Origin of the sequence: Alteromonas sp. 14N.309.X.WAT.G.H12 (genome assembly GCF_036697315.1) — a bacterium.
Taxonomy (GTDB): domain Bacteria; phylum Pseudomonadota; class Gammaproteobacteria; order Enterobacterales; family Alteromonadaceae; genus Alteromonas.
Genome location: NZ_JBAHZB010000023.1, coordinates 12,526 through 36,809 on the forward strand (window position 1 = coordinate 12,526; position 24,284 = coordinate 36,809).

Annotated in this window: 20 protein-coding genes; 17 read left to right on the forward strand and 3 right to left on the reverse strand. The window is 47.6% G+C overall.

Annotated elements, in window-relative coordinates; genetic code table 11:
- Positions 1-82: 82 nt before the first annotated feature.
- Both V5298_RS08865 and V5298_RS08870 read left to right on the forward strand, forming a co-directional pair.
- Positions 83-775: a response regulator transcription factor gene (locus tag V5298_RS08865; protein WP_332931127.1), complete on the forward strand. Its 693-nt coding sequence runs from the start codon at positions 83-85 to the stop codon at positions 773-775.
- A complete protein-coding gene (locus tag V5298_RS08870; protein ID WP_332931103.1) occupies positions 756-2,162 on the forward strand; it encodes an ATP-binding protein in 1,407 nt (468 codons plus the stop codon). Before V5298_RS08865 ends, V5298_RS08870 begins: the two co-directional genes overlap by 20 nt.
- Here V5298_RS08870 and V5298_RS08875 read toward each other — a convergent pair whose 3' ends face one another.
- Complete coding sequence (locus V5298_RS08875) at positions 2,163-3,095, reverse strand: AEC family transporter (RefSeq protein WP_332931104.1); 933 nt, start codon at positions 3,093-3,095, stop codon at positions 2,163-2,165.
- A 158-nt stretch (positions 3,096-3,253) separates the two neighbouring features.
- Here V5298_RS08875 and V5298_RS08880 point away from each other — a divergent pair, with 158 nt between their 5' ends.
- A complete protein-coding gene (locus tag V5298_RS08880) occupies positions 3,254-3,898 on the forward strand; it encodes a phosphatase PAP2 family protein (protein ID WP_332931105.1) in 645 nt (214 codons plus the stop codon).
- Here the strand turns inward: V5298_RS08880 and V5298_RS08885 are convergent.
- Positions 3,895-5,196, reverse strand: coding sequence for a nitrate- and nitrite sensing domain-containing protein (locus V5298_RS08885; RefSeq protein ID WP_332931106.1), 1,302 nt, complete (start codon positions 5,194-5,196; stop codon positions 3,895-3,897). The two genes, V5298_RS08880 and V5298_RS08885, sit on opposite strands and share 4 nt — an antisense overlap.
- A gap of 568 nt (positions 5,197-5,764) precedes the next feature.
- On the opposite strand from V5298_RS08885, the gene V5298_RS08890 reads away from it, so the two are divergent.
- The 3 genes from V5298_RS08890 (at position 5,765) to cynS (ending at position 8,882) form a co-directional block, all read left to right on the forward strand.
- Positions 5,765-6,628 (forward strand): formate/nitrite transporter family protein, encoded by an 864-nt coding sequence (locus V5298_RS08890; RefSeq protein ID WP_332931107.1) that lies wholly within the window; start codon positions 5,765-5,767, stop codon positions 6,626-6,628.
- A 76-nt stretch (positions 6,629-6,704) separates the two neighbouring features.
- On the forward strand, positions 6,705-8,411 hold the full coding sequence (locus tag V5298_RS08895) for a bifunctional protein-serine/threonine kinase/phosphatase (RefSeq protein ID WP_332931108.1): 1,707 nt from the start codon (positions 6,705-6,707) through the stop codon (positions 8,409-8,411).
- Positions 8,412-8,432: 21 nt separating this feature from the next.
- Positions 8,433-8,882: a cyanase gene (gene cynS / locus V5298_RS08900; RefSeq protein WP_332931109.1), complete on the forward strand. Its 450-nt coding sequence runs from the start codon at positions 8,433-8,435 to the stop codon at positions 8,880-8,882.
- A gap of 72 nt (positions 8,883-8,954) precedes the next feature.
- On the opposite strand, the gene V5298_RS08905 is transcribed toward cynS, so the two are convergent.
- Complete coding sequence (locus V5298_RS08905; RefSeq protein ID WP_332931110.1) at positions 8,955-9,230, reverse strand: hypothetical protein; 276 nt, start codon at positions 9,228-9,230, stop codon at positions 8,955-8,957.
- A gap of 189 nt (positions 9,231-9,419) precedes the next feature.
- On the opposite strand from V5298_RS08905, the gene V5298_RS08910 reads away from it, so the two are divergent.
- The 11 genes from V5298_RS08910 to mobA all read left to right on the forward strand — a co-directional run bounded on the left by V5298_RS08910 (position 9,420) and on the right by mobA (position 24,280).
- Positions 9,420-10,985, forward strand: coding sequence for a SulP family inorganic anion transporter (locus V5298_RS08910; RefSeq protein WP_332931111.1), 1,566 nt, complete (start codon positions 9,420-9,422; stop codon positions 10,983-10,985).
- A gap of 282 nt (positions 10,986-11,267) precedes the next feature.
- Positions 11,268-13,811 carry a nitrite reductase large subunit NirB gene (gene nirB, locus V5298_RS08915; protein ID WP_332931112.1) on the forward strand — a complete coding sequence of 848 codons (2,544 nt, stop codon included), beginning with the start codon at positions 11,268-11,270 and terminating at the stop codon, positions 13,809-13,811.
- A gap of 10 nt (positions 13,812-13,821) precedes the next feature.
- The gene (gene nirD, locus V5298_RS08920; RefSeq protein WP_332931113.1) at positions 13,822-14,175 is read left to right on the forward strand and encodes a nitrite reductase small subunit NirD; all 354 of its coding nucleotides are present in this window, start codon (positions 13,822-13,824) and stop codon (positions 14,173-14,175) included.
- Between the two features lie 28 nt (positions 14,176-14,203).
- Positions 14,204-16,981 (forward strand): nitrate reductase, encoded by a 2,778-nt coding sequence (locus V5298_RS08925; protein ID WP_332931114.1) that lies wholly within the window; start codon positions 14,204-14,206, stop codon positions 16,979-16,981.
- Complete coding sequence (cobA, locus tag V5298_RS08930) at positions 16,974-17,861, forward strand: uroporphyrinogen-III C-methyltransferase (protein ID WP_332931115.1); 888 nt, start codon at positions 16,974-16,976, stop codon at positions 17,859-17,861. Before V5298_RS08925 ends, cobA begins: the two co-directional genes overlap by 8 nt.
- Positions 17,845-18,846, forward strand: a complete 1,002-nt coding sequence (locus tag V5298_RS08935) for a glycosyl transferase family protein (RefSeq protein WP_332931116.1) — start codon at positions 17,845-17,847, stop codon at positions 18,844-18,846. The genes cobA and V5298_RS08935 overlap by 17 nt, the downstream gene beginning before the upstream one ends.
- Before the next feature lie 366 nt (positions 18,847-19,212).
- Entirely contained in the window at positions 19,213-20,550 is a 1,338-nt protein-coding gene (locus V5298_RS08940) for a CmpA/NrtA family ABC transporter substrate-binding protein (RefSeq protein ID WP_332931128.1), read from the forward strand.
- An 84-nt stretch (positions 20,551-20,634) separates the two neighbouring features.
- The gene (locus V5298_RS08945; protein WP_332931129.1) at positions 20,635-21,564 is read left to right on the forward strand and encodes an ABC transporter permease; all 930 of its coding nucleotides are present in this window, start codon (positions 20,635-20,637) and stop codon (positions 21,562-21,564) included.
- Between the two features lie 18 nt (positions 21,565-21,582).
- Positions 21,583-22,431 carry an ABC transporter ATP-binding protein gene (locus V5298_RS08950; RefSeq protein WP_332931117.1) on the forward strand — a complete coding sequence of 283 codons (849 nt, stop codon included), beginning with the start codon at positions 21,583-21,585 and terminating at the stop codon, positions 22,429-22,431.
- Positions 22,432-22,517: 86 nt separating this feature from the next.
- Entirely contained in the window at positions 22,518-23,720 is a 1,203-nt protein-coding gene (locus tag V5298_RS08955; RefSeq protein WP_332931118.1) for an alginate export family protein, read from the forward strand.
- Positions 23,720-24,280 carry a molybdenum cofactor guanylyltransferase gene (gene mobA, locus V5298_RS08960; RefSeq protein ID WP_332931119.1) on the forward strand — a complete coding sequence of 187 codons (561 nt, stop codon included), beginning with the start codon at positions 23,720-23,722 and terminating at the stop codon, positions 24,278-24,280. Before V5298_RS08955 ends, mobA begins: the two co-directional genes overlap by 1 nt.
- Positions 24,281-24,284: the final 4 nt, after the last annotated feature.

The following is a 24,284-nucleotide window of genomic DNA, read 5'->3' on the forward strand; positions in this document are numbered from 1 at the left end:
CGTTAAGAAGTGCAAATAAGGTGTGAACCTATGAAAAGTCAGGCATTATTTTCCTTGAGTAACGCTATTGGAGGCGTGTTTTATTATGTCTATCTTATTGATTGAAGACGATCAGTCGTTAGCAGAGCTGCTCACTGAATTCTTATCTTTATCGGGATATGAGGTTGTACATTGTGCCGATGGTGAAGCGGGGCTAAATACGGCATTGAATACCTCGGGCATAGAATTGGTGCTGCTGGATATTATGTTGCCTAAATTAAATGGCTTGGATGTATTAAAGCAATTGCGTCAACACAGTGAACTGCCGGTACTAATGCTCACTGCTCGGGGCGATGATGTGGATAAAGTTCTTGGTTTGGAGCTAGGGGCCGATGATTATCTGGCAAAACCTTTTAATGACAGAGAGCTGTTAGCACGGATCCGCGCCATTACCCGTCGCACCCGGGAGACAACAGAGCCTGAGCGTCCATCAAAAGCGCCCCTCCGGTTTGGCGATCTCACCATTGATACAGCCAAAATGTCGGTGATGTGCAAGGATCAAAATCTGGAACTTACCGGCAGCGAATATGCGCTACTCAAACATTTATGCAGCTCGCCGGGCGAGCTAATAAGTAAAGCGGAATTATCAGAACACTGTTTTGGACGCAGGTTGCAAGCGTTTGATCGCAGTATCGATACTCACATTAGTAATTTACGCAAAAAGTTGCAGGCGGCGCAGTCTGCCTGTGAAGTAAAAAGCCAGCGGGGAAGAGGTTATGGCCTGGTTGAAGGGTAGGTTAGGCTCCATGGGCAGCTTTAACCTCAAAGTGTTGGGGTGGTTTTGGCTTACTCTATTGGTTTGCCTGTTATCTATTTTTATCCCAGCCAGTATTATCAGCAAAATTGGCGACAATGCGCTGGACAGTCGGGAAGTGGCGTTGATGGATAAAGCTGCACAGCGGGTGGATCTTTACCTTGAAGGTCGTTTAGAGCGGGTACCACGTCGCTTAAATGGCTTTAATTACAAAATGCCTTATCAATTAATGATTGTTGATACAGATTTAAACCTGGTGGCTTCCAGCGTACCTATTCGAAATAATTTGCGTGAGCAGTTAAATGGTAATGTGATTTGGCAATTTATTCACCAAACCAAACCGCAGCAGATCAATGTGGCCTGGACCCGTTTAATTGGGCCTGTGGCATTAAGCAGTAATCCTGACTGGCGCTTAATTTTATGGCGTCCTGAACGGCCTAAATTTAACGATATTTTCAGAGATTTTCCTTTATGGAGCATGTTGGTGATTTTTTTGTTTGTCACCACGCTGATGAGCTGGCTGTTAGTGCGCTACATCGCCCGTCCATTAAATCGTTTGGGCAAGGCGTTTAATGAAGTGGGACACGGTCGACTGGCTCACAGAGTGAAAGAAGAAGAAATCAATAAAACCGACGGACAGTTTGTAAAACTCTTCTGCCAGTTTAATGATATGGCTTCACGCATTGAGGCGTTAATAAAAAACCAAAAACGCCAAAGTGCCGACATTTCTCATGAACTGCGCACCCCGTTAACACGCCTACAAATGACCTTGGCTTTGCTACGGAAGAAGAACCACGATACTGATCTCAACAGTTTACTAGAAAGGGCCGAAAAAGAGAGTGAATTGCTGAATTTACACATTCAGCGTTTGTCAGAATTGACTACTTTAGAAGCAAGAGCGATTCAAGATGGTAAGCAAGTGCTCACTCTTTCTGCTTTGCTGTCAGAGCTGTGTGAAGATGCGGCCTTTGAAGCGCAAGAATTGGGTATGCAATGGCAGCATCAATTATGTGAAGCCCGATTGCAGGTGTATGAAGAGCCTTTTGTTATGGCCATTGAAAACGTGGTAAGAAATGCCTTTAAATATGCCCGCGGCACCGTCTCTTTAGACACCTTCTGTGACGATAATACGGTGAGTATTGTGGTTTCCGATGATGGGCCCGGCGTTGGTGCTGATGAACTCGATAAGCTGACCGGTGCCTTTTATCGCACCGATGATGCCCGCCATAGTGAAACCGGTGGATTAGGCTTAGGACTTGCCATTGCCGCTGAATCTGTGCGTCTTAATGACGGCGAGTTGTTATTTTCCCGCGCCCAGACCGGTGGATTGCAGGTGTCTTTTCGCTTTCCGCTTTATCACCAAAATTAGTTAAACCAGGCCTAAGGCCATAAGACTGGTAAAGGCGATGGCGGTAATAGGTAAGGATGCCAAGGTGGTCACGGCAATAATACTGGCGGCCAGTCGGTGGTCGCCGCCGATGTTTCTAACCATGACATAACTGGCTGCCGCCGTTGGTGAAATAGCAAGTAGCAAGATGATCCCCAGATGCATTCCCCGAAAGCCCAGAAGATAGGCAACAGACACAAGAAATAATGGGTATAGTATGCACTTACTTACTGTACTAAGTGCGATATTATACCAATCCGATGAGAAAGAACGAAATTGCAAGGATGCTCCGGTGCAAATCAGTGCCAAAGGAAGGGTTAGCTGGGCAAAGTACTCACCGGTTTTAAGGGCAACCTCGGGGAGCGTCCACTGAAAATACGAAAATGGTAAGGCGATAACAATGGCGATGATCAGTGGATTTTTAGCGATACCACTTAGTTGCTGCATGATGGAGCGTTTACCGTGCTGATAAATATTTAAAACGTAAACTGACATCACGTTAAACAAGATAGTGACGGCGCCCATATACACCGAAGCGGCGGCTAATCCTTCCTGGCCATAGGTATTGGCGCAATAAGCAAGCCCGATAATCCCCATATTGGCGCGAAATCCTCCCTGAACCACCACACCTCTGGCGGTGTAGGGAGTGACGGTAAAGCGGGCTACCACGAGCAATAATACACAACTGATGGCAGAACCCACCAGACCAATCATGATCAACTTGATATTGGCCGCGTGAGCAAAATCGGCCTGACTAATAGAGAGAAATAGCAGTGCCGGCAGTGCAACATTAAAAACAAGCTTTGAGCCTGTGGCCACAAAGGCATCGTCTATCCACCGGATACGAAAAAAGAACCACCCCATAAGCAGTAAAATGAGCACAGGAACGAGGGTACTGGAAATAAATGACAGCATGAACTTGCTTGGCAAAGACGAAGTGAGTTCAGTATATCAAAAATAACAAGGTATTAGCGAACCCCATCGTGAATGTGTCAGCGCGTAAATGTAAGTAGTTGGGATCCAAATTGGGCTGTTAAACGAATAAAAATAAAGTTCTTTTCGTTGGGAATACCGTGCACCCCCGTTTTTCTGTTAAGCAAATCTGTTTGTTCGCCGCTATGGGGATAGCGGTATTTATTGTGATCACCCTAATGGTCAATAATGCGATGACCACAGGGTTTGATACCTGGGGCTTGGGGCTGTTTCGACAAGGCAGTGAATCGACTTATCCTCAATGGCTGGCGGTACATTTTCGGGATATCACCACCTTGGGGAGCAACTGGTGGATCATCTTTATTGGGGTCGTGAGCGGCCTTATTTTGCGTAACCTGGGGTATTCATCTTTAGCGACGTTTATAGTGCTGAGTATTGGGGGCGGTATACTCATGAGTTTTGCCCTCAAATACGGCTTTCAACGACCTCGTCCAGACTTGCTGGCCCATGAAACCAAGGTGTACACCAGCAGTTTTCCTTCAGGACATGCCATGGTGTCGGCCTTAGCGTATCTCGCCCTCGTTTATGTGGTTTCTTGTGTCTCTCACAATAAAGGCGTGACAGGGATCTTGGCCCTGGCGGCGACCTTGATTGTCCTTTTCGTGGGTATTAGCCGGGTATTTTTGGCTGTGCACTGGCCCACGGATATCATTGCCGGATGGGTTGCAGGAGCAACCTGGTTCTTTATTTGTTGTGCGTTATTTAAAACCCGTCAGCAAGGTTAGTTTACCGCTACCTTAGTGGCGGCTTTTACCACTTTAGCTGCGACCTCGGCAAGCCGACAGTTTTGATCCATAGCCGATTTTTGTAGCCGGCGATAAGCTTTATCTTCTGTCAGTTGCCATTGTTGCATTAACAATAGCTTGGCGCGGTCAATGTTTTTCTGATCGATAATGGCCTGTCTGGCTTCATCCAGTTCCGCTGACATGTTTTTGATATGTTCAGATTGTTCACATAATAAATCGTAAAAAGACCGATGGGCTGACAGGTTTTCAGCTTCGGATATTGTCTTTTTTGTCAATGATTCCGAGCCGCGCAAACCGGGGATTTGTGGGTCAAATAGCATGGTAAGGGGAGTACCATTTTGCACGGATTGTTGCTCTAAGCTTTGCAGGCGCTTGCGGTGGTTTTTCAACTCAGCATCGGCATCGGCTACCCGTTTTGTGGCCATTTCTACCAGAGCATCGGTAAGCATTTCCTCTATACCTTTCATGGCATCAATGCGTTTGGTGGTTACATCGTACCAGACTTCACTGATCTGCCCATCAATGGGGCTGCCATCGGCCAGTTGCTGGATCATGCTTCGTAGACGCAATACATCCTGATGCATCTCGCTGGCAAGGAGAACCTGCCATTGTTCATTAATACGCTTACAGGCAAAGACCTTGAAAATATCGAAGCTATGGTCTTGATCCTGTTGTAAACTTTTTAACTGTTTGCACATGGAGATATCAAAATGGGTCTCCGCAAAGCCAATGGCTCCCCAAGCCCGCTCTTGCCCAGCAAATTCTTTACCTTGTAGAAAATTAAACAGAGCGACCAAAAGGCGGGTAATGGCTGGATCACTGGCCACGTCGGCGGCTTCGAAAATAACAGTGAGTAAGCCGTTAACTAACCGACAAAACGCCTGGGTAGAATCTAGCGCCGTTAATGTTCGATGACTGATCTGATCTCTAAGCATCGGCAGGTTATCGAGCCCTTGTAATGCCATCGTAATGCTGGATAACAAGCGCATATTGGCTGCATTTTCATCGCCACCTAAATACAAGGATTTTAACTGACTGCGTAATTGGCTTTCTGCCAACTGGCTTTGTTCCACTTGTCGTGCCCGGTGCTGGCTAAAGCGTATGCCTTCTGAGGCCAGAAAAATATTACTCGCGCCCCGTTCCTTTTGTAGCTGATGAATCATTTCGGCCACGCTAGTCACCAAGCGGCAATTCGATGCGAGCTGATTTAACGCCTGTATTTCCGCGTGTTTTGCTGCAAGGAGAAAGCGTTTAGTCGCTTCGCTGTAGGTAGCCATAATTATCGCATCTCCTGGGTTGTGGTGAATTGATGCCTGATTAACGGTTGAATGCTATCGGTCATGTTTGTAGAAAAGAGAAGCCCTGTTAAACCGCCCTGAACGCCACTATCTAAGTGAATCACGTCGACCTTAGTGGTCATACAAAAAGGATAAGGAGAAGAAAGCAAGTGTTGTTCCACAACGAACTCAATGCAAATGGTGATATTTGCGGCGATTTAAGGGCAGTTCGGCGGGATTTGACGCAAGTCGCGGGAAAAAACGATGGCTTTGTCTGCATTTGGTGCAAATCTGCACGATAAAAGTGCGTTTTGTTGTTTTTTTTCGCATTTTATCTCGGCGTTTAATTCTATCTGTATGAATTTAAAATAATTTTACATTTTGGCCTTTTCCTTGCTGTCAGAAAAGTAAATCGCGTTATCAATTACAACTTAATGTAAATTTGGATAAAGACGTCCAATACCACATCGACAGATGCTGGTTTGGGCGTTTTTTTGTGCCCGCATTTTGTTGTCGTGATGATTTAAACACGTTGTTCCAACAAACATTCAACACAAAGGTATACACAATGGCTTACTTACTACCTAATGAATTTGTGACCAAAATGGTGGATGCGGGTGAATCCAAAATTTATATGTCCACTCGTGATACGCTGGTTCGCGCCTATATGGCGGGTGCAATATTGGCACTTGCCGCTGTATTTTCTATCACAATCGCCGTGCAGACAGGTGTTTTCCTGCTCGGTGCCGTCTTGTTCCCCGTGGGCTTTTGTATGCTTTACCTCATGGGGTTCGATTTATTGACTGGGGTGTTTGTTCTATGCCCGCTAGCCTGGCTTGCTAAACGACCGGGGGTTACCTGGCCGCAGATCTTACGAAACTGGGGACTGGTGTTCTGTGGTAATTTTGCCGGGGCACTCACGGTGGCATTTATGATGTCCTTTATTTTTACCTACGGTTACAACACCGATGGTGGAGCCATTGCAACCAAAGTGGCCGGTATTGGTGAAGCGCGAACCTTAGGGTATGCCCAATACGGCACCGATGGTTGGTTGACCATTTTTGTCCGCGGCATGTTGTGTAACTGGATGGTTTCCATGGGCGTTGTTGGTGCCATGATTTCCACCCATGTAAGCGGAAAAATTCTCGCCATGTGGATGCCAATTATGTTGTTCTTCTTCATGGGATTTGAACATTCAGTGGTCAATATGTTTTTGTTCCCCTTTGGTTTGATTATGGGCGGTGACTTTTCTGTGATGGATTACCTGTTGTGGAACGAAATTCCCACGGCTCTAGGTAACTTGGTAGGTGGCTTAGCCTTTACCGGATTCACCCTATACAGTACCCATTACCGTACTGCCCCTAAGCGCAAATTAGCGGCCCAATCTGCACCGGTAACCGCCGATGCGGACACCAAACCCGCCGCCGTGTAATCGAAGTTTGACAATAAAAGCCGTAGAGATACGGCTTTTATCGTTGCACAAAGTAGGATCCTGAGGCGGGCTATTTATGTTAAAACTCGCATTGAGTCAATATTCCAGTGCTGGAGAAAAATCGCAAAATCAGGATAGCTACGGCGCCAGGTTGCCCGACAAGGAGTTACTGGAATATAAGGGCGCGGCGGTGGTGATTGCCGATGGGATCAGTAGTAGCCAAGTCAGCCACATTGCCAGCCAAGTTGCCGTAAAACAATTTCTTGATGACTATTACTGTACGTCGGATACGTTTTCCGTTGCCCGTGGGGCAGAGCAGGTTATTCAAGCCATTAACCGCTGGTTATGTGCACAGACAAAACAAAGTCCCTATGCCTTAGATCAAGATAAAGGTTATGTGTGTACTTTTAGTGCCATGATCGTTAAGCATCAAAAAGCCTATTGGTTTCATGTGGGTGATGCCCGTATCTACCGTGTGCGCAATGGTGAGGTTGAATTACTTACCCGGGATCATCGTCATTATGCAGGTGGCCAGCAACACTATCTTGCAAATGCATTGGGGATGTCAGATACATTGCGTATTGATTCGGGGTGCATAAGCATTTTGCCCGGTGATTGTTTTGTCTTGCTCACCGATGGGGTGTACGAATACCTTGATGACGAGACCCTTTGTACGCTGGTAAAACGCCAAGATGACAGTGGCGAAACGTCGGCAAAATCCTTGGTGGAAACGGCATTTCGTAAAGGCAGTGATGATAACCTTACCGCGCAAGTGGTATGGGTAGATAGCGTGCCTAGCGCGAGTGATGTGATTACGGCGGAAGATTTACCTATTCCCAGGGTTATGGAAGCCGGTGATAAAATTGATGATTTTAGGATCTTACGGTGCCTTTATAACAGTGCCCGAAGCCATGTATATTTAGCGCAACATATTCCCACAGAACAACAGGTTGTTTTAAAAGCACCGTCTATAGAAATGGCCCATCAAAGTCAGCATTTGGAAAAGTGCTGTCTGGAAGAATGGATCATGCGTCGTATTCATAGTGAGTATGTGGTGAAAGCGCCCGAACCTATGGGACAGCGCAGCGCCTTCTATACCCTTTGCAACTATGTGCCAGGAATCACACTGACCCAATGGATAGCGGATAATCCAAACCGTGATCTTGAAGCCTGTCGTCGGCTGATTGAGCAGATCGCAAGAGGGCTAATGGCATTACATCGAAAAGACGTTTTGCACCAGGATATCCGGCCTGAAAATATTATGATAAATACCGACGGTAATCCTATTTTGATTGATATGGGCGCCGCATCTGTGGGCGGAATCAACGAAATGGACATGGGGGAGGAAGGGGTACCGGGTACGGCCTTGTACGCTGCGCCTGAGTATTTTTTAGGGCAGGCGGGGAGTGAATCCTCCGATCTGTTTTCTTTAGCCGTGCTGACTTACTATTTATTTAGTGGCCGCTACCCCTATGGTACCGACGTTGCAAAATGTACCAGTGTGGCTGCACAGCATAAATTGTCCTATCACAGTGTACTTGATCCAAATAGAAGCATTCCTTTCTGGCTTGATGCTACCTTAAAAAAAGCCCTTCACCCAAATCCAGCGAAACGTTATTCCACCTTATCTGAGTTTATTTATGACCTCAGACACCCTAATCCCGCCTACGTTTCCCGTCATCGTCCACCGTTGCTGGAACGTAATCCGGTTGCCTTTTGGCAAACAACAACTGGGGTGCTTTTGGTTGTCACCCTTTGGCTACTTGCCGAGCGCTTTTTATAATTTTTATTAATGGAGGATCTTATGATCACTGACCGACAACATGTGACAGCGATGATAGTGAGTGCAAAAGTAACGAAACAGATTAAATGGGCAGAGGTTGCAGATGCGATGGGGCAATCTAAAGAATGGAGTACGGCGGCCTGTTTAGGGCAAATGGCCATGACAAAGGAACAGGCCGAGGTCGTCGGAAGACTATTTGACTTATCCGATGAAGCCGTTGCGTGGCTACAAATCGCGCCCTACAAAGGATCTTTGCCCACGGCGGTGCCCACCGATCCACTCATTTACCGTTGGTATGAATTAGTGAATGTTTATGGCACCACGTTAAAAGAGCTGATCCATGAAGAATTTGGTGATGGCATCATGAGTGCTATCGATTTTTCCATGGATTTAACTCGGGAACCCGATCCTAAAGGCGACAGAGTGAAGGTGGTGATGTCAGGGAAGTTTCTGCCCTACAAAACCTATTAGATGCTGTGTGCAGGACATTCCGTACTTTTTTGCATAGGGGATTTTCTGCTGAATCATCACGCCTTCGCGGGGTTATCCGCGACGGCGAACAACATGTAAAAACCAACTAACAAAGACAGAGATGAGTATGCCGAAGAACCCCAGCAAGGGGAGAATGGACCATACCCAGCTGCGTACTTGCTCAACTTCCACATCTGCACCTAGGGGTAAATATAATAGACCCAATGTGGTGGCGCCTACAATCAGTACCGATGATAACAGGGTGGCACGCCAAAATGGTCGTGGTATCAGCCAGTTTACAGCGAAGGCGATGATGAGGGCGACAGCCGCCAAAAGATATGCGGTCAAAAGAGCTCCCGTTTATACTGTTTAAAAGCCAACAGTTTGCATAGCTACGAGAGTAAATGCAAACGAACTTTAGCGTTGGCTAAGAAAGCGCGCGGAATCTGTTTACATACTATTAAAGGACATTGTTTATATATGGTGGTAGAATCGCCGACCGTTTTTTAACCAACTTATTAACTGTATTGGATTTCCATGTTTGATCTGATTACTAACAAAGACAGCAATGTAAAAAATGATGTACTGTCGGGGATTACTGTTGCCCTAGCTTTAGTGCCTGAAGCGGTGGCCTTTGCCTTTGTTGCCGGTGTAGAACCCATGATAGGGCTATACGCGGCCTTTATGATGGGACTTATCACCTCTGCCATTGGCGGACGCCCTGGAATGATTTCGGGTGCCACCGGTGCCATGGCGGTGGTCATGGTGGCCCTTGTTGCAGAACATGGCGTGCAATATCTGTTCGCTGCGGTTTTGCTCGCCGGTTTGCTGCAAATACTCTGTGGCGTTTTTCGACTTGGAAAGTTCATTAGGTTAGTGCCGTATCCGGTCATGTTAGGGTTTGTGAATGGCCTTGCCATCGTGATTTTTCTGGCCCAACTTGGTCAATTTAAAGTGTTTAATGCGGCAGGTGAAATGACATGGATGCAGGGGACAATGCTCTACACCATGTTAGGTTTGGTGGCGTTAACCATGGCTATCATCTATTTATTACCCAAGCTTACCAAAGCCGTACCCGCCTCCCTCGTGGCCATTGTTACTATTACCCTGCTGGTGCATGGGTTAGACTTAGAAGCCCGCACGGTTATCGATTTTGTGCGGGACTTGCTACCGGCGGATCAAAAAGACACCGCCACCTTAGCCGGTGAGTTACCTAGTTTTGCCATTCCCGCTGTCCCCTTGACTTGGGAAACGGTCATGATTGTTTTGCCCACCTCGGTTATTTTGTGTTTGGTGGGGTTAATTGAATCACTGCTTACACTTTCGTTAATTGATGAAATGACTGATACCCGTGGTCGCGGCAATAAAGAATGTATCGGCCAAGGTGTTGCCAACACGGTCAATGGCTTTTTCGGCGGCATGGGTGGTTGCGCCATGATTGGCCAGTCCATGATCAATATTAACTCCGGCGGTCGTGGTCGTCTTTCTGGGATCACGGCGGCATTGGTACTCCTTGGCTTCATTCTTTTCGCCGCGCCACTGATTGAGATGATCCCCTTAGCGGCACTGGTGGGTGTTATGTTTGTGGTGGTCATCGGTACATTTGAGTGGGCATCATTCCGTATTATCCGTGGTGTAAACAAAGAAGATGCCTTTGTCCTGTTTTTGGTGACCGCGGTGACCGTGATTTCCGATTTGGCCATTGCCGTGGTGGTTGGGGTTATCGTATCGGCCTTGGTCTTTGCTTGGAAAGCGGCAAAGTATATCGAAGCGAAAACCCATATTGATGACGACGGCTGGAAAGTGTATGAGCTGCGTGGACCGGTATTCTTTGGTTCTATTCAGCATTTTAAAGATATGTTTGATGTGGCCAAGGATCCCCACGATGTGGTCATTGATTTCAACAACAGCCGAATCTGGGATTCCTCGGGTATCGATGCCTTAGATACATTGGCTGATAAATACGAACAACAAGGTAATAAATTACATATTCGTCATATCAGCCCCGAATGCCGTGTACTGCTGAAAAAAGCGGATAAGTTTGTTGAAATAAACGTCAATGAAGATCCCAGATATCGGGTAGCAACAGATAAACTGGCCTAAGGGTCGCAATGCACTCGTTTAAAGCATAATGCATTATTTGAGTGCATTTAATGGGCGCGCTGATAGGGATGTTAAGCAGTAAGTTATTGTAATTAAATTGGAAATAATGTTGGCATTAAAGTTGATTGTCTAAATGTATCGTTATGAGTAAGTGGTGTTGAGAAACCTCACTTAACGGTAACTACATTATTAATTTGTACGACTGCGTGCAACAGGCAACGAAGCCCACAACCAGTGAATACTGGATGTGGGTTTTTTTTTGGCTCAAAAAAGGGTTCAACAATGACAGCATCAACAACACATCCAAAAATCCTGGTCGTCGGAAACGGGATGGTTGGTCATCATTTTGTCGAGCAACTGGTCACCAGCCAGTTCGCTTGCAGCATCACTGTATTAAGCGGTGAAAAAAGATTGGCATATGACCGTGTTCACCTTTCCTCGTGGTTTAGCGGCTCTGATGCCAGTGATCTGGCCATGACAGACGAAGAAACTTATCAGAAATGGGGCGTTAATTTTGAACTTGATGCTCAAGTTATTGATATAGACCGAATCAATCAAACCGTCTCCACGGCAACAAAAACCTTTTCTTATGATGTCTTGGTGCTGGCGACGGGATCGTATCCTTTTGTGCCGCCCATTCCGGGCAATGATCAACCCCATTGTTTGGTGTATCGCACCATTGAAGATTTGGAAGCTATCGAGACGTCAGCAACCCAAAGTAAAGTGGGTGTGGTAGTCGGTGGTGGACTACTTGGTTTGGAAGCGGCTAATGCCCTTAAACAAGCCGGTTTGGAAACCCATGTTGTGGAATTTGCCCCCCAATTAATGGCAGTCCAACTTGATCCCCAAGGCGGTGATTTACTGCGCCAGAAAATAGAAGATTTAGGGGTAACTGTACATACCCAGAAGGCAACGCAAGTTATTGAAGCCGGTGAAGATTGCCGTTATCGAATGGTGTTTGCCGACGACAGTTATCTGGAAACCGACATGGTACTGTTTTCTGCCGGTATTCGTCCTTCGGACTTTCTCGGTAAGAAAGCCGAATTGGCCGTGGGTGAACGGGGAGGTATTGTCATAAACGATCAATGCCAAACCAGCGATCCAAACATTTATGCCATTGGTGAATGTGCCCTGTGGGAAAACCGTATTTTTGGTCTTGTGGCGCCAGGCTACACCATGGCCCGCACCGTAGCGGCACAAATAGCCGGTGGCGAGGGCGCTTTTACTGGTGCTGATATGAGCACCAAGCTTAAATTAATGGGTGTGGAAGTTGGTTCTATTGGCGATGCCCACGGCAAAACGCCAGGCGCCCTTAGCTATACCTATCATAATCAGCCCGATGGCGTGTATAAAAAGCTGGTGGTGGATGCCACGCAAAAGCATGTGCTTGGCGCTGTGCTGGTAGGTGATACCAGCGACTATGACACCCTCTTGCAGTACAGCCTCAATGGCATTGAGTTACCCCAGAAGCCTGAATCCTTGATCTTGCCGTCAGCCGGTGAGCAACCAGCATTAGGTGCGGATGCGCTACCAGATTCTGCCACTATCTGTTCATGTCACAATGTGGCGAAATGCGATATAACCCAAGCCATCGACAGCGGCTGCTGTAGTTTAGGTGACGTGAAATCGGCCACCAAGGCCAGCACCGGATGTGGTGGCTGTACCGCCCTGTTAAAAAATGTGGTGGACAGTGAATTGGAAAAACGGGGCGTGGAAGTCTCCAAGGCCATCTGTGAACACTTCGACTATACCCGCCAAGAGCTCTTTCACATTGTAAAAGTTGAAGGGATCCGCAGCTTTGACGATTTGCTTGCCAAACATGGTAGTGGACTAGGTTGTGATATCTGTAAACCTGCGGTGGGCTCAATACTGGCCTCCGTTTGGAATGATTACATTCTTTCTGAAAATAATCTGCCACTACAAGACACCAACGATACCTATTTGGGCAATATGCAAAAAGACGGTACCTATTCCATCGTGCCACGTATTCCCGGCGGCGAGATAACACCAGAGGGACTTATTCTTATTGGTGAAGTGGCCAAAAAATACGGTTTGTATACCAAGATCACCGGTGGCCAACGTATCGATTTATTTGGTGCCAGAGTCGATCAGTTACCAGACATTTGGCAGACCTTGATTGATGGTGGGTTTGAAACCGGCCATGCCTACGCCAAAGGATTACGTACCGTAAAATCTTGTGTGGGCAGTACTTGGTGTCGCTACGGCGTGCAAGATTCTGTGGGTGAGGCCATTAACATTGAAAATCGTTATAAAGGGTTACGGGGACCTCATAAGATCAAGTTTGCGGTTTCTGGCTGTACCCGTGAGTGCGCTGAAGCCCAGAGCAAAGATATCGGTATTATTGCCACTGAAAATGGGTGGAATCTGTATGTTTGCGGCAATGGCGGTATGAAGCCCCGCCATGGGGATCTGTTTGCCACCGACCTTAGTACTGAAACCCTCATTAAGTACATCGACAGGGTATTGATGTTCTACGTGAAAACGGCGGATCGTTTACAACGCACCTCGGTATGGATGGAAAACTTAGAAGGCGGTTTGGATTACCTTAAAGCCGTGGTAATTGAAGATTCATTAGGGATCGGCGACGAATTAGAAGCGCAAATGCAGCTTATCGTCGATGCCTATCAGTGTGAATGGAAAACCACATTGGCCTCTGAAGAATCCCGTAAGCGTTTTAGACAGTTTGTGAACAGCAAACAAACCGACAGTAATATCCAATTTGTGGATGAACGTGGGCAGATTCGTCCGGCCACGGAAGCTGAAAAAATGGCGGGCGAAGCGCGCATTCCCGTTGAAGTGATTTAAGGAGAATACCATGCAGGCAAATGCAGAAATCACCCCCCTATGGCACGACATTTGTGCCGAATCTGAACTTATCAGCAATAGCGGTATTTGTGCGCTGATTGAAGACCAGCAAATCGCCATTTTCACCTTGGATACTGCCGATGGGCGTACCTTGTATGCCTTATCCAACTGGGATCCGGTGGGAAAAGCGAATGTGATTTATCGCGGCATTATCGGCTCTGTGGGCAGTGAGCCTGTGGTGGCATCACCCTTGTACAAAGAGCATTACTCTTTGATCACTGGCCGCTGCATAGAAAATGAAACGGTGAGTCTGATGGTCTATGACGTACAGATTATCGATGGCCGTGTCCTTATCGCTATTTAAACAACGTTAACGAAAAAAGGTACCAGGTATGCACCACGCGCGCCCCACAGTGATTTCGGTTAAGTCATCTTCCCAGCCTTATGTCAGGACACCGACGCTGGCACAAACGACTTGTCCGTACTGTGGGGTCGGGTGTGGGGTTGATGTGACCCTACAAGCTTCCGACAAAGGCGCTCCCCAAGCAACGGCCGTCACAGGGTCGCCGGAACATCCGGCCAATTACGGTCGTTTATGTGTGAAGGGAACCAACCTGCTGGAAACCAATGATCTTAACGGACGTTTATTAACCCCGTTAGTGAATAATAAAAGCGCGTCATGGGACGAGGCCACCACGAATATTGCCGATAAATTAGCCGCGGTAATTCGCGAGCATGGGCCAGAGGCTGTGGCATTTTACGTGTCCGGGCAACTGCTCACTGAAGATTACTATGTGGCTAACAAGTTGATGAAAGGCTATTTGGGCAGCGCCAATATTGATACCAATTCCCGTCTTTGTATGTCATCGGCAGTCGCTTCGTACAAGCGGGGGTTTGGTGAGGATATCGTTCCTTGTGATTACACCGACTTAGAATCTACCGATTTACTTATTTTTGTCGGCAGCAACGCGGCCTGGACCCATCCGGTGCTGTTTCAGCGCATTGAACGGGCCAAACGACGTAACCCTGCGATGAAAGTGATGCTTGTGGATCCACGTTCAACGGATACCGCGACACTGGTCGATTGCCATCTGGCGATAAAACCCGGTACCGATGCCATCTTATTTAACGGTTTATTACGCTATCTAGCCCTGCATCACTATTTAGATGAGGGGTTTATTGATGAATCGACTCAGGGGCTTGATGAGGCACTGGCGAGTGCATCGGCATACACCCCACTGCAGGTGGCTGATGAATGTGATGTGCCTGTAGCGGATGTATTGGCGTTTTACGACGCCTATGGAAACAGTCCCACCGCCGTTACGTTTTATTCTATGGGCATTAATCAGTCCTCTACCGGTACTGACAAAGGCAACGCTATTATTAATTGTCATTTGGCGTCGGGAAAAATTGGCAAGCCGGGTTGCGGGCCATTTTCTATCACCGGGCAGCCTAATGCCATGGGCGGTCGTGAAGTGGGTGGCCTTGCCAATATGCTGGCAGCGCATATGGATATTGATAATCCGGTCCATACAGAGCGTGTACAACGTTTTTGGCAATCCCCCTCCATCGCAAGTAAACCGGGCCTTAAAGCGGTGGATCTGTTTAAACAGATGAACCAAGGCAAAATTAAATTTGTTTGGATCATGGCAACGAACCCTGTGGTCAGCATGCCTAACCGACAAGAAATTGAAGGGGCGCTACGTCAGTGCGAGATGGTTGTGGTGTCAGATGTCGTCACCAACAACGATACCCTTAATTTTGCTCATATTGCGCTGCCTGCCACCGGTTGGTCAGAGAAAAACGGCACGGTTACCAATTCGGAACGTCGCATTTCCCGTCAGCGCGGCATTTTGCCCGCCCCGGGTGAAGCGCGACACGACTGGCAGGCGTTATGTGATGTGGCGAAGAAACTGGGCTTTGGGGAAGGGTTTAACTACACCCATCCGGCTCAAATTTTTCGTGAACATGCCGCACTTACCGCCTTTGAAAATGAGGGCGAGCGAGCGCTGAATCTGGCTGGTTTATCGGCGCTTTCCCAACGAGAATACGATAATTTACGGTGCGTTCAATGGCCAGTGTTAACCGCCAATCCCACATCGACCCAACCCCGAATGTTTGCCGATGGCCGTTTTTATACGCCCGATGGCAAAGCCCGATTTGTTGCCATTACCCCTGAAGTGCCAGCGCAGCAAACTTCCAGTGCTTATCCTTTTGTGCTTAATTCTGGCCGTAGCCGAGATCAGTGGCATACCATGACACGAACGGGGAAAGCGCCGACGTTGCTTAAGCATGCCGCCTTTGCCACCTTGTCGTTGCATCCACAGGATGGCCGTGCACTGGGACTAGAGGATGGCCGTTTAGTGGCCATTGACAGTGCCGTCAGCGGCAAAAAGCCGATGATCCTGCCTGTTGTAATGGATGATAAGTTACGCAAGCAAACCTGTTTTGCCCCGATTCATTGGTCGGCGGTGTGGGGCTCTCATATGACTTTGGGCGCCATGTTTGATGGTTCTTGTGATGCGATTTCAGGTCAGCCGGAATTAAAGCAAGGTGCCGTATCTTTGCGCCCTGTCACCTATGCCTATGAAGGGCAGATGGTGTGCGCCGATCCTGCATTACAGTCCAAGCTATGTGCCGCATTCGACTATTGGGCAAAAACCACATTAACCACTGGTGTAGGCGCGCGAATTGCCACTGATCGCGCTTTGGTCGATATTGAGACAACCTTGGTGAGCCAAGTGCCTGACCAATGGATTATTACCGGCGTTAAAAGCGCGCAAAATCTGGTACTTATTGCTCAGAGCAACAACAGATTACAGTTTGCGCTTTGGTTAAATCCCATTTATGAACCTTTACCCTTTGACTGGTTAGAGGATTGCTTAGGCCAAAGTGAATTAGCGGAAGATGCGCTAGCAGGTATGCTTCGCAGCACCGCAGATGACACCTTTTTACAAGGCAACGTGGTTTGCAGTTGCTTCTCTGTGAGAGAAAAAACCATTGAAGGGGCAATTCAACAAGGTTGCGATTCGGTGCAAGCCTTGGGCGAAACCTTAAAATGTGGCACCAATTGTGGCTCGTGTAAGCCCGAACTTAAAACCCTTATTGAAAAGACCCGTTCAACGATACCGGTTAACGGGGTTACAGAAGAGGTAATACTTCATGATTAATTCAGCAATGAATAAATTCCCGTTTCAGTTTTTCCGCAAGCGGTTAAACAGAAAAATACCTCAAGCGCCCGCGAGTAACCCACGTCATAGCGCCTCGATGGTGGCCAAAACCGGTCAGGTTTTTATTGTGGGTGCCGGTCCGGGTGATGCCGAATTACTCACCATTAAAGCCTGGAAATGTTTACAACAGGCCGATGTGGTGCTGTTTGACTGGCTGGTGGATAAATCGGTGTTAGCCGAAATTCCCCGCCACGTAAAAACCGAATTTGTCGGTAAACGTTCCGGACGCCATTCCATGTTACAGCAGGATATCTGTCGTCGCCTGGTGGACATGGCGTCGTCGGGACTGACTGTGGTGCGTCTTAAAGGTGGCGATCCGGCGGTGTTTGCCCGTACCACCGAAGAAACCGCCGCCTTACAGGAAGCCAATATTCCTTTTGCCATCGTACCTGGGATTACCGCCGCATCGGGGGCTTCTGCCTACACGGGGATCCCGTTGACAGAACGCCACTGTGCCCAATCGGTCACCCTCTCCACGGCCCATTTTAAAGATCCGGAAAAAATGCCAGATTGGCAAAGTCTTGCTAAGGCGACTCAATCTCAAACTGTGGTGATGTACATGGGGTTATCCCGGTTAAAAGACATTGCTGAACATTTATCAGCTGCCGGCGTAAAATCTGATTTTCCCGTGGCCGTCATCGAAAATGCCTGTTGCCCTCATCAACGGGTGATCACAGGCTGTGTGTCTGACATTGCTGAAAAAGTGAATAATGCCAAGTTGACAGGTCCTGCTTTGTTGATCTTCGGAGAGGTGGTAAAATCTCGCCAACAGGTCGCTACGCAGTTACTTCAACAGGTCACCCATGTCACAGGTTTTTAGTCAGTATATTAAAATTATTGGAAAGGGCCAGAAAGGCAGTCGCAGCCTGACCCAGGAAGAAGCCTATACGGCGATGAAAATGTTGTTAGCCGGTGAAGTCACCGGCGATCAACGGGGGGCTTTTCTCATGCTATTGCGCACCCGAGAAGAAACCCCAGAAGAAGTTATCGGTTTTGTTCAGGCATGTCGGGAGTTATTACCGGCGGGTCTTGCCAGCATTAATCCGGTATTGGATATTGGTTGTTATGCCGGTAAACGAAGACAACTCCCTTGGTATCTGTTATCTGTTGCCTGTCTTGCTCAGCAGGGCATTTCTGTTTTTATGCACGGAGCGCACGAACCGGGTTCCGGTCGCTTATATGCCTCTCATGTGCTTCCCGCGTTAGGATTACCCGCTGCCACTACCCTTGAACAAGCCCAGGAGCAGTTAGCGACCTATCAGGTTAGTTACCTAGATTTAGGGGGGGTGTTACCGCCGCTAAATACCTTGATAAAACTTCGGGAAGTATTTGCTTTACGCTCTTGTGCCAATACCTTAGCTAGGTTGCTTAATCCCTCCCAGGCGCCATTTAATGTTCAGGGCGTTTACCATATGCATCTTGATCACAAACACCAACGGGTGAATGAAGCGTTTACCGCGTTTGATGCCCTGTGTTTTCGCGGAGATGGGGGGGATCCTGAAGTAAACAGTGAGCGTCCAACGGAACTGTTTTTTACCCGCCAAGGTAAAACCGAGGTGGTGACCTTGCCAGAAATGGCCCAAACCTGGGCGGTAAAAGATAAAGCCATGGATGTTAAAGACATGCTGGCTTTTTGGCGCGGCGAAAGTGAACACCTGTATGGTGCACAGGCGGTCAAAGCTTCGTTAGCCAGTTATTTGATGCTGGTTAAATCCCTCGATGTGCAAGAAGCGGTGCGCCTTGCAGATCAGTTCTGGCAAGAACGGGATCGCCAAGCCTTACCCTTTTCTCATGGTGCAAGCTAGCCGCTGCATCATCAACGAGCAACCAAGGTAATGAAATTGCACTACCTTGATACAAGTTATTACCCACCTCAATACGGAAATTCACTAAGCTATTGAAATAGAACGAATATTAATGTTGGCACTGTTGATGCTTTATAAACAACAAGAGGCAGCATAAAAGAATAAAAACGCACTTAAGCGTACCAAGCTGTCGCAACAACATTATGATTCATACATCTTAGGATGTACGGCAACGAAGCCCACCAGGTTAATGGTCAAACATTAACCTGGTGGGTTTTTTTTTGGCTAAAAGGAAAACACATGAATGCGTTAACACCCTTGCGCGGTTTAACCCACACAGCAAAAACCTTAGCGTCAGCGCTGGTTATGTCAGTCACGCTGACTGGCGTAAGTGCGTCATCTTTGGCGGCGGATAATAACGACTGGCCGGAGAAAGAAGAGCTCAAATTTGGCTTTATTAAACTGACGGATATGGCGCCACTGGCTATTGCCTATGAGAAAGGTTTTTTTGAAGACGAGGGGCTATATGTCACTTTGGAAGCCCAGGCTAACTGGAAAGTGTTGCTAGATCGGGTTATCGACGGTGAGTTAGATGGGGCCCATATGCTGGCGGGCCAACCTTTAGGAGCCACCATTGGCTTTGGTACTAAAGCGCACATTATCACCGCGTTTAGTATGGATCTTAATGGTAATGGCATCACGGTTTCCAACGAGATTTGGGAGCAAATGAAAAAGAACATGCCCAAGGAAGACGGCAAACCCGTTCACCCAGTGAAAGCCGATTACCTAAAACCGGTAGTGGAAAAATACCGGGAAGAAGGTAAGGCCTTTAAAATGGGCATGGTGTTCCCAGTTTCCACCCACAATTATGAATTGCGTTACTGGCTAGCCGCCGGTGGTATTCATCCGGGTTATTATGCGCCCCATAAAGGTGACACTTCAGGACAAATTGATGCCGAGGCTTTGTTATCTGTCACACCGCCTCCACAAATGCCCGCCACCATGGAAGCTGGCACCATACACGGTTATTGCGTAGGCGAACCCTGGAATCAGCAAGCGGTATTTAAAGGTATTGGTGTACCTGTGATCACCGATTATGAAATCTGGAAAAATAACCCGGAAAAAGTGTTTGGTGTAAGCAGCGAATGGGCAGAAAAGTACCCCAATACCCATATTCGGGTGGTCAAAGCCATGATCCGAGCGGCCATGTGGTTGGATGAAAACAACAATGCGAACCGTCCTGAAGCAGTGAAAATTCTGGCCAAAAGTACCTATGTGGGGGCCGATGAAGCCGTGTTGGCCAATAGCATGACAGGCACCTTTGAATACGAGAAAGGCGATAAACGTGAAGTGCCGGATTTCAACGTATTCTTCCGCTATAACGCGACTTATCCTTACTACAGTGACGCCATTTGGTATTTAACTCAGATGCGCCGTTGGGGACAAATTCCTGAAGCGAAGCCGGACAGCTGGTATATCAACATGGCCAAAGAGGTGTATCGTCCTGATATCTATGCCGCTGCCGCTAAGGCACTGATTGCTGAAGGCAAAGCAAAGGCGGAAGACTTCCCAGATTTTGATACAGAAACGGGCTTTAAACCGCCGCAAAAAGAGTTTATCGACGAGGTTACCTATGACGGAACCCATCCCAATGCCTATCTTGAAAAGTTTGGCATCGGCCTGAAAGGCGATACCGTTCTTTAATGATTAACACAGGATATTACTATGAGTAAGTCAGCGTCTTTCGTGACATCTATCGGACAATTTAAACAAGGTAATCCGGGTAAAATGCTGTTGACCACCCTACAGACCTTGTTGTTACCGCTCGTGGGATTGTTATTGTTCTTAGCTGTGTGGAATGGGGTAGCCAAATCCATCGATACATCACTAGGGCAATTTCCCGGCCCGGCGCAAGTGTGGACGCAAACGCTCACCTTGATTGATGAACACAGTGCACAGCGGGAGAAAGCTGAGGCCTTTTATGAGCGCCAAGAGCAACGGAATGCGGCGCGGGTGGCACAAGATCCCACCTATGAACCAAAAGTGCGTCCCTTCACCGGTGCACCGACGTTTTTTGATCAAATATGGACGAGCCTATATACCGTCATGATTGGCTTTTTAATTGCGTCTGTTATCGCCGTACCCGTGGGAATTGTGTGTGGCTTGAGTAAGTCGGCTTACACCGCCATTAACCCCCTTATTCAGCTTTTTAAGCCGGTATCGCCACTTGCTTGGCTGCCGCTGGTTACCATGGTGGTGAGTGCACTGTATGTGTCTGATGATCCCATGTTTTCAAAATCCTTTGTTACCTCGGCGTTTACCGTGTCGTTATGTTGTCTTTGGCCGACACTGATCAACACAGCGGTAGGGGTATCCAATATCGAAAAGGATCTCGTTAACGTGAGTCGGGTATTGCGCCTTAAACCTTTAACTCACCTAACGAAAATTGTACTACCTGCATCAATCCCCATGATTTTTACTGGCTTACGCTTGTCCTTAGGAATTGGTTGGATGGTACTCATTGCAGCAGAAATGCTGGCGCAAAATCCTGGTTTAGGGAAATTTGTCTGGGATGAGTTTCAAAATGGCAGTTCTGAATCCTTAGCCCGCATTATGGTTGCTGTTTTAACCATTGGAGCCATTGGCTTCGTACTTGACCGTTTAATGTTATCACTCCAGCGTAAGGTTAGTTGGGATAAAAATAGCGTATTACGCTAGGCCACAGGAGAAAAGACCATGACAGCTAAGCATCTTGAACTGACACAAGTAGGTATTGATTTTCCTACTCCGAAAGGTCCTTTCACTGCCTTGAAAGACGTTAACCTTAAGATACAAAAAGGGGAGTTTATCTCTCTTATCGGCCACTCTGGTTGCGGTAAATCCACGGTGTTAAATATTGTGGCAGGGTTACATCAGGCCACATCCGGTGGCGTGATTTTAGATAATGCCGAAGTAAAAGAGCCGGGACCGGAGCGGGCGGTGGTGTTCCAAAACCATTCCTTGTTACCTTGGTTAAACGTTTATAAAAACGTGGAACTGGCCGTAAAGCAAACACAGCGTGGCAAAAGTAAGGCACAAATTCGTCAGTGGGTCATGCACAACCTCGAACTGGTTCATATGACCCATGCCGCAGACAAGTTGCCGTCAGAAATATCCGGCGGTATGAAGCAGCGTGTGGGCATTGCCCGCGCTCTGGCAATGGAACCCAAAGTCTTACTGATGGATGAACCCTTCGGTGCCCTCGATGCATTAACCCGGGCGCATTTGCAAGACTCATTGATGGAGATCCATGCCGATTTGGGCAATACGGTTATCATGATCACCCATGATGTGGACGAGGCGGTTTTGCTCAGTGATCGAATTGTGATGATGACCAATGGCCCTGCGGCCACAGTCGGGGAAATACTGGATGTTGATCTTCCCCGTCCCAGAGAGCGTCTCGCCCTGGCAGATAACCCACAGTACAACCATTATCGCCACGAGGTGCTGACGTTCTTGTACGAGAAGCAAAAAAAGATTGAGCCGGTAGGGCGAAGAACGACCCAAAACAAATCCGCATCGTCTAGTAAGTCCGACGCGGCGTAAAATTTAAAAAGCATTAAAAACAAAGGGATAGCCTTGTCAGCTGCATAGGGCGGGCTAGATCTGTCTTAAAAACAGAGGAACATATAATGAAACTAACTGCAATGTACCCACGTACTGTTATCGCGATTGCACTGAGCGGTGCGTTATTTCCTGCTAGTGCTGCCGATTGGTACGATGCGATGAAAGAGACCACAGCCCATGCGGATTTTCGCTTACGCTATGAATCTGTGGATCAAGATAATGCCCTTAAGGATGCTAATGCACTGACATTACGCACCGTCGTTGGGCTGACCACGGGAACCTATAACGGGTTCTCATTGACCACGGAAATCGAAGATGTCCGTATTGCTTTTGGACAGGGTGATTATTCTGTTCCCTTGTCGAACTATAAATCCGGAGAATATTCGGTTATCGCTGATCCTGAAACCACCGAACTTCATCAGGGTTTTGTGCAGTACAAACAAGATGGGTTGACCGTCAAAGCCGGGCGACAAATTATTACCTTGGATGGCCATCGCTTTGTGGGAAGTGTTGGCTGGCGTCAAAACTGGCAAACCTTTGATGCTATTACGGCGAAATACAGTGAAGAAAACTGGTCGCTTTTTTACGGCTATATTGGTCAGCGAAATCGTATTTTTGCTGATGATGCAGATTTCGACAGCAAGGATCATTTATTCAATGCTTCCTATACTAGCTCTGTTGGTAAATTTACGGCTTATGCTTACTTGCTGGAAGTGGACAATGATACCGACAATGGGTTAGATACGTATGGTATTAGCTACAGCGGTTCGGTGGATACTGACAGCGTAAAATGGCTCTATAGTGGCGAATATGCCACCCAAAGCAGTGACAGTGGCGATATCAGTTATGATGCGGATTATCTGAAACTGGAAGGGGGCGCGGTGGTGTCCGGCATCACCGGGAAGGTGACCTACGAAGTGTTAGGCTCTGATGACGGGTTGTACGGCTTTTCTACACCGTTAGCCACATTGCACAAATTTAATGGTTGGACGGATCAGTTTTTAACAACCCCTGCCCAAGGGTTAGAAGACCTCACCTTTACCCTGAGCGGGAAGCTTGGTGGCGGAGCATGGACACTGGCCTACCATGATTTTGAGGCCGATGACGCCAGCGATGAAGTCAGTGACCTAGGTGATGAAATCAATGTGCAGTATGTTACCAAGGTGGCAGAACACTTTTCCGTTGGGGTCAAATACGCCAGTTATTCAGCCGGTGATATTAACGTTGATACCGATAAATTATGGGTGTGGGTAGGCACTAAGTTCTAATGAAAACGGTGGGTTTTATTTTATGCGGCGGGGCTTCTTCTAGAATGGGAGAGGATAAATCCGCTCTCGTTTTTGAGGGGAAAACGCTGCTGACGCGAGCCCGCCATACCCTTGTGCCTGTGTGCGATGATGTCTATACCGTAGGTAGAAACGGGACGGATCTTATTGATGATAAACCCCTTGCTGGACCGGCATGGGCTATCTTATCGGCCATGCAAAAGGTTGAAGAGGCGACACCGATGCGTGTGGTGGTGTTGCCGGTGGATATGCCACTGTGTCAGACCAAGGCCATTAAAACCTTACTGGATGCCAGTGAGGTGAGTAAAACCAGTGTTTTTGCTGAAGGCTATTTGATGCCCTTGGTATTGCAAACTGATGCAACGGGTTTAGCTAAGATCAGCCGAGTTTGTGCAAAAGAGCAATCCTTGTCGGTCCGTTATTTACTGTCTTTATTTGGTAGCCAGCCCGTGGCCATGACGGGGTTTTCAAACAACACCTTTATGAATGTGAACAACAAAGAGGACTGGCAAAATTTGCAAAAGGCTTGTCAGAACCAATAAAAAA

What these genes read in the sequence shown, in the direction of transcription:
- V5298_RS08870 (WP_332931103.1), top strand. Translation starts at nt 756, where the DNA reads ATGGCCTGGTTGAAGGGTAGGTTAGGCTCCATGGGCAGCTTTAACCTC.
- V5298_RS08875 (WP_332931104.1), bottom strand. Translation starts at nt 3,095, where the DNA reads ATGCTGTCATTTATTTCCAGTACCCTCGTTCCTGTGCTCATTTTACTG.
- V5298_RS08885 (WP_332931106.1), bottom strand. Translation starts at nt 5,196, where the DNA reads ATGGCTACCTACAGCGAAGCGACTAAACGCTTTCTCCTTGCAGCAAAA.
- V5298_RS08890 (WP_332931107.1), top strand. Translation starts at nt 5,765, where the DNA reads ATGGCTTACTTACTACCTAATGAATTTGTGACCAAAATGGTGGATGCG.
- V5298_RS08895 (WP_332931108.1), top strand. Translation starts at nt 6,705, where the DNA reads ATGTTAAAACTCGCATTGAGTCAATATTCCAGTGCTGGAGAAAAATCG.
- cynS (WP_332931109.1), top strand. Translation starts at nt 8,433, where the DNA reads ATGATCACTGACCGACAACATGTGACAGCGATGATAGTGAGTGCAAAA.
- V5298_RS08910 (WP_332931111.1), top strand. Translation starts at nt 9,420, where the DNA reads ATGTTTGATCTGATTACTAACAAAGACAGCAATGTAAAAAATGATGTA.
- nirB (WP_332931112.1), top strand. Translation starts at nt 11,268, where the DNA reads ATGACAGCATCAACAACACATCCAAAAATCCTGGTCGTCGGAAACGGG.
- nirD (WP_332931113.1), top strand. Translation starts at nt 13,822, where the DNA reads ATGCAGGCAAATGCAGAAATCACCCCCCTATGGCACGACATTTGTGCC.
- V5298_RS08925 (WP_332931114.1), top strand. Translation starts at nt 14,204, where the DNA reads ATGCACCACGCGCGCCCCACAGTGATTTCGGTTAAGTCATCTTCCCAG.
- cobA (WP_332931115.1), top strand. Translation starts at nt 16,974, where the DNA reads ATGATTAATTCAGCAATGAATAAATTCCCGTTTCAGTTTTTCCGCAAG.
- V5298_RS08935 (WP_332931116.1), top strand. Translation starts at nt 17,845, where the DNA reads ATGTCACAGGTTTTTAGTCAGTATATTAAAATTATTGGAAAGGGCCAG.
- V5298_RS08940 (WP_332931128.1), top strand. Translation starts at nt 19,213, where the DNA reads ATGTCAGTCACGCTGACTGGCGTAAGTGCGTCATCTTTGGCGGCGGAT.
- V5298_RS08945 (WP_332931129.1), top strand. Translation starts at nt 20,635, where the DNA reads ATGCTGTTGACCACCCTACAGACCTTGTTGTTACCGCTCGTGGGATTG.
- V5298_RS08950 (WP_332931117.1), top strand. Translation starts at nt 21,583, where the DNA reads ATGACAGCTAAGCATCTTGAACTGACACAAGTAGGTATTGATTTTCCT.
- V5298_RS08955 (WP_332931118.1), top strand. Translation starts at nt 22,518, where the DNA reads ATGAAACTAACTGCAATGTACCCACGTACTGTTATCGCGATTGCACTG.
- mobA (WP_332931119.1), top strand. Translation starts at nt 23,720, where the DNA reads ATGAAAACGGTGGGTTTTATTTTATGCGGCGGGGCTTCTTCTAGAATG.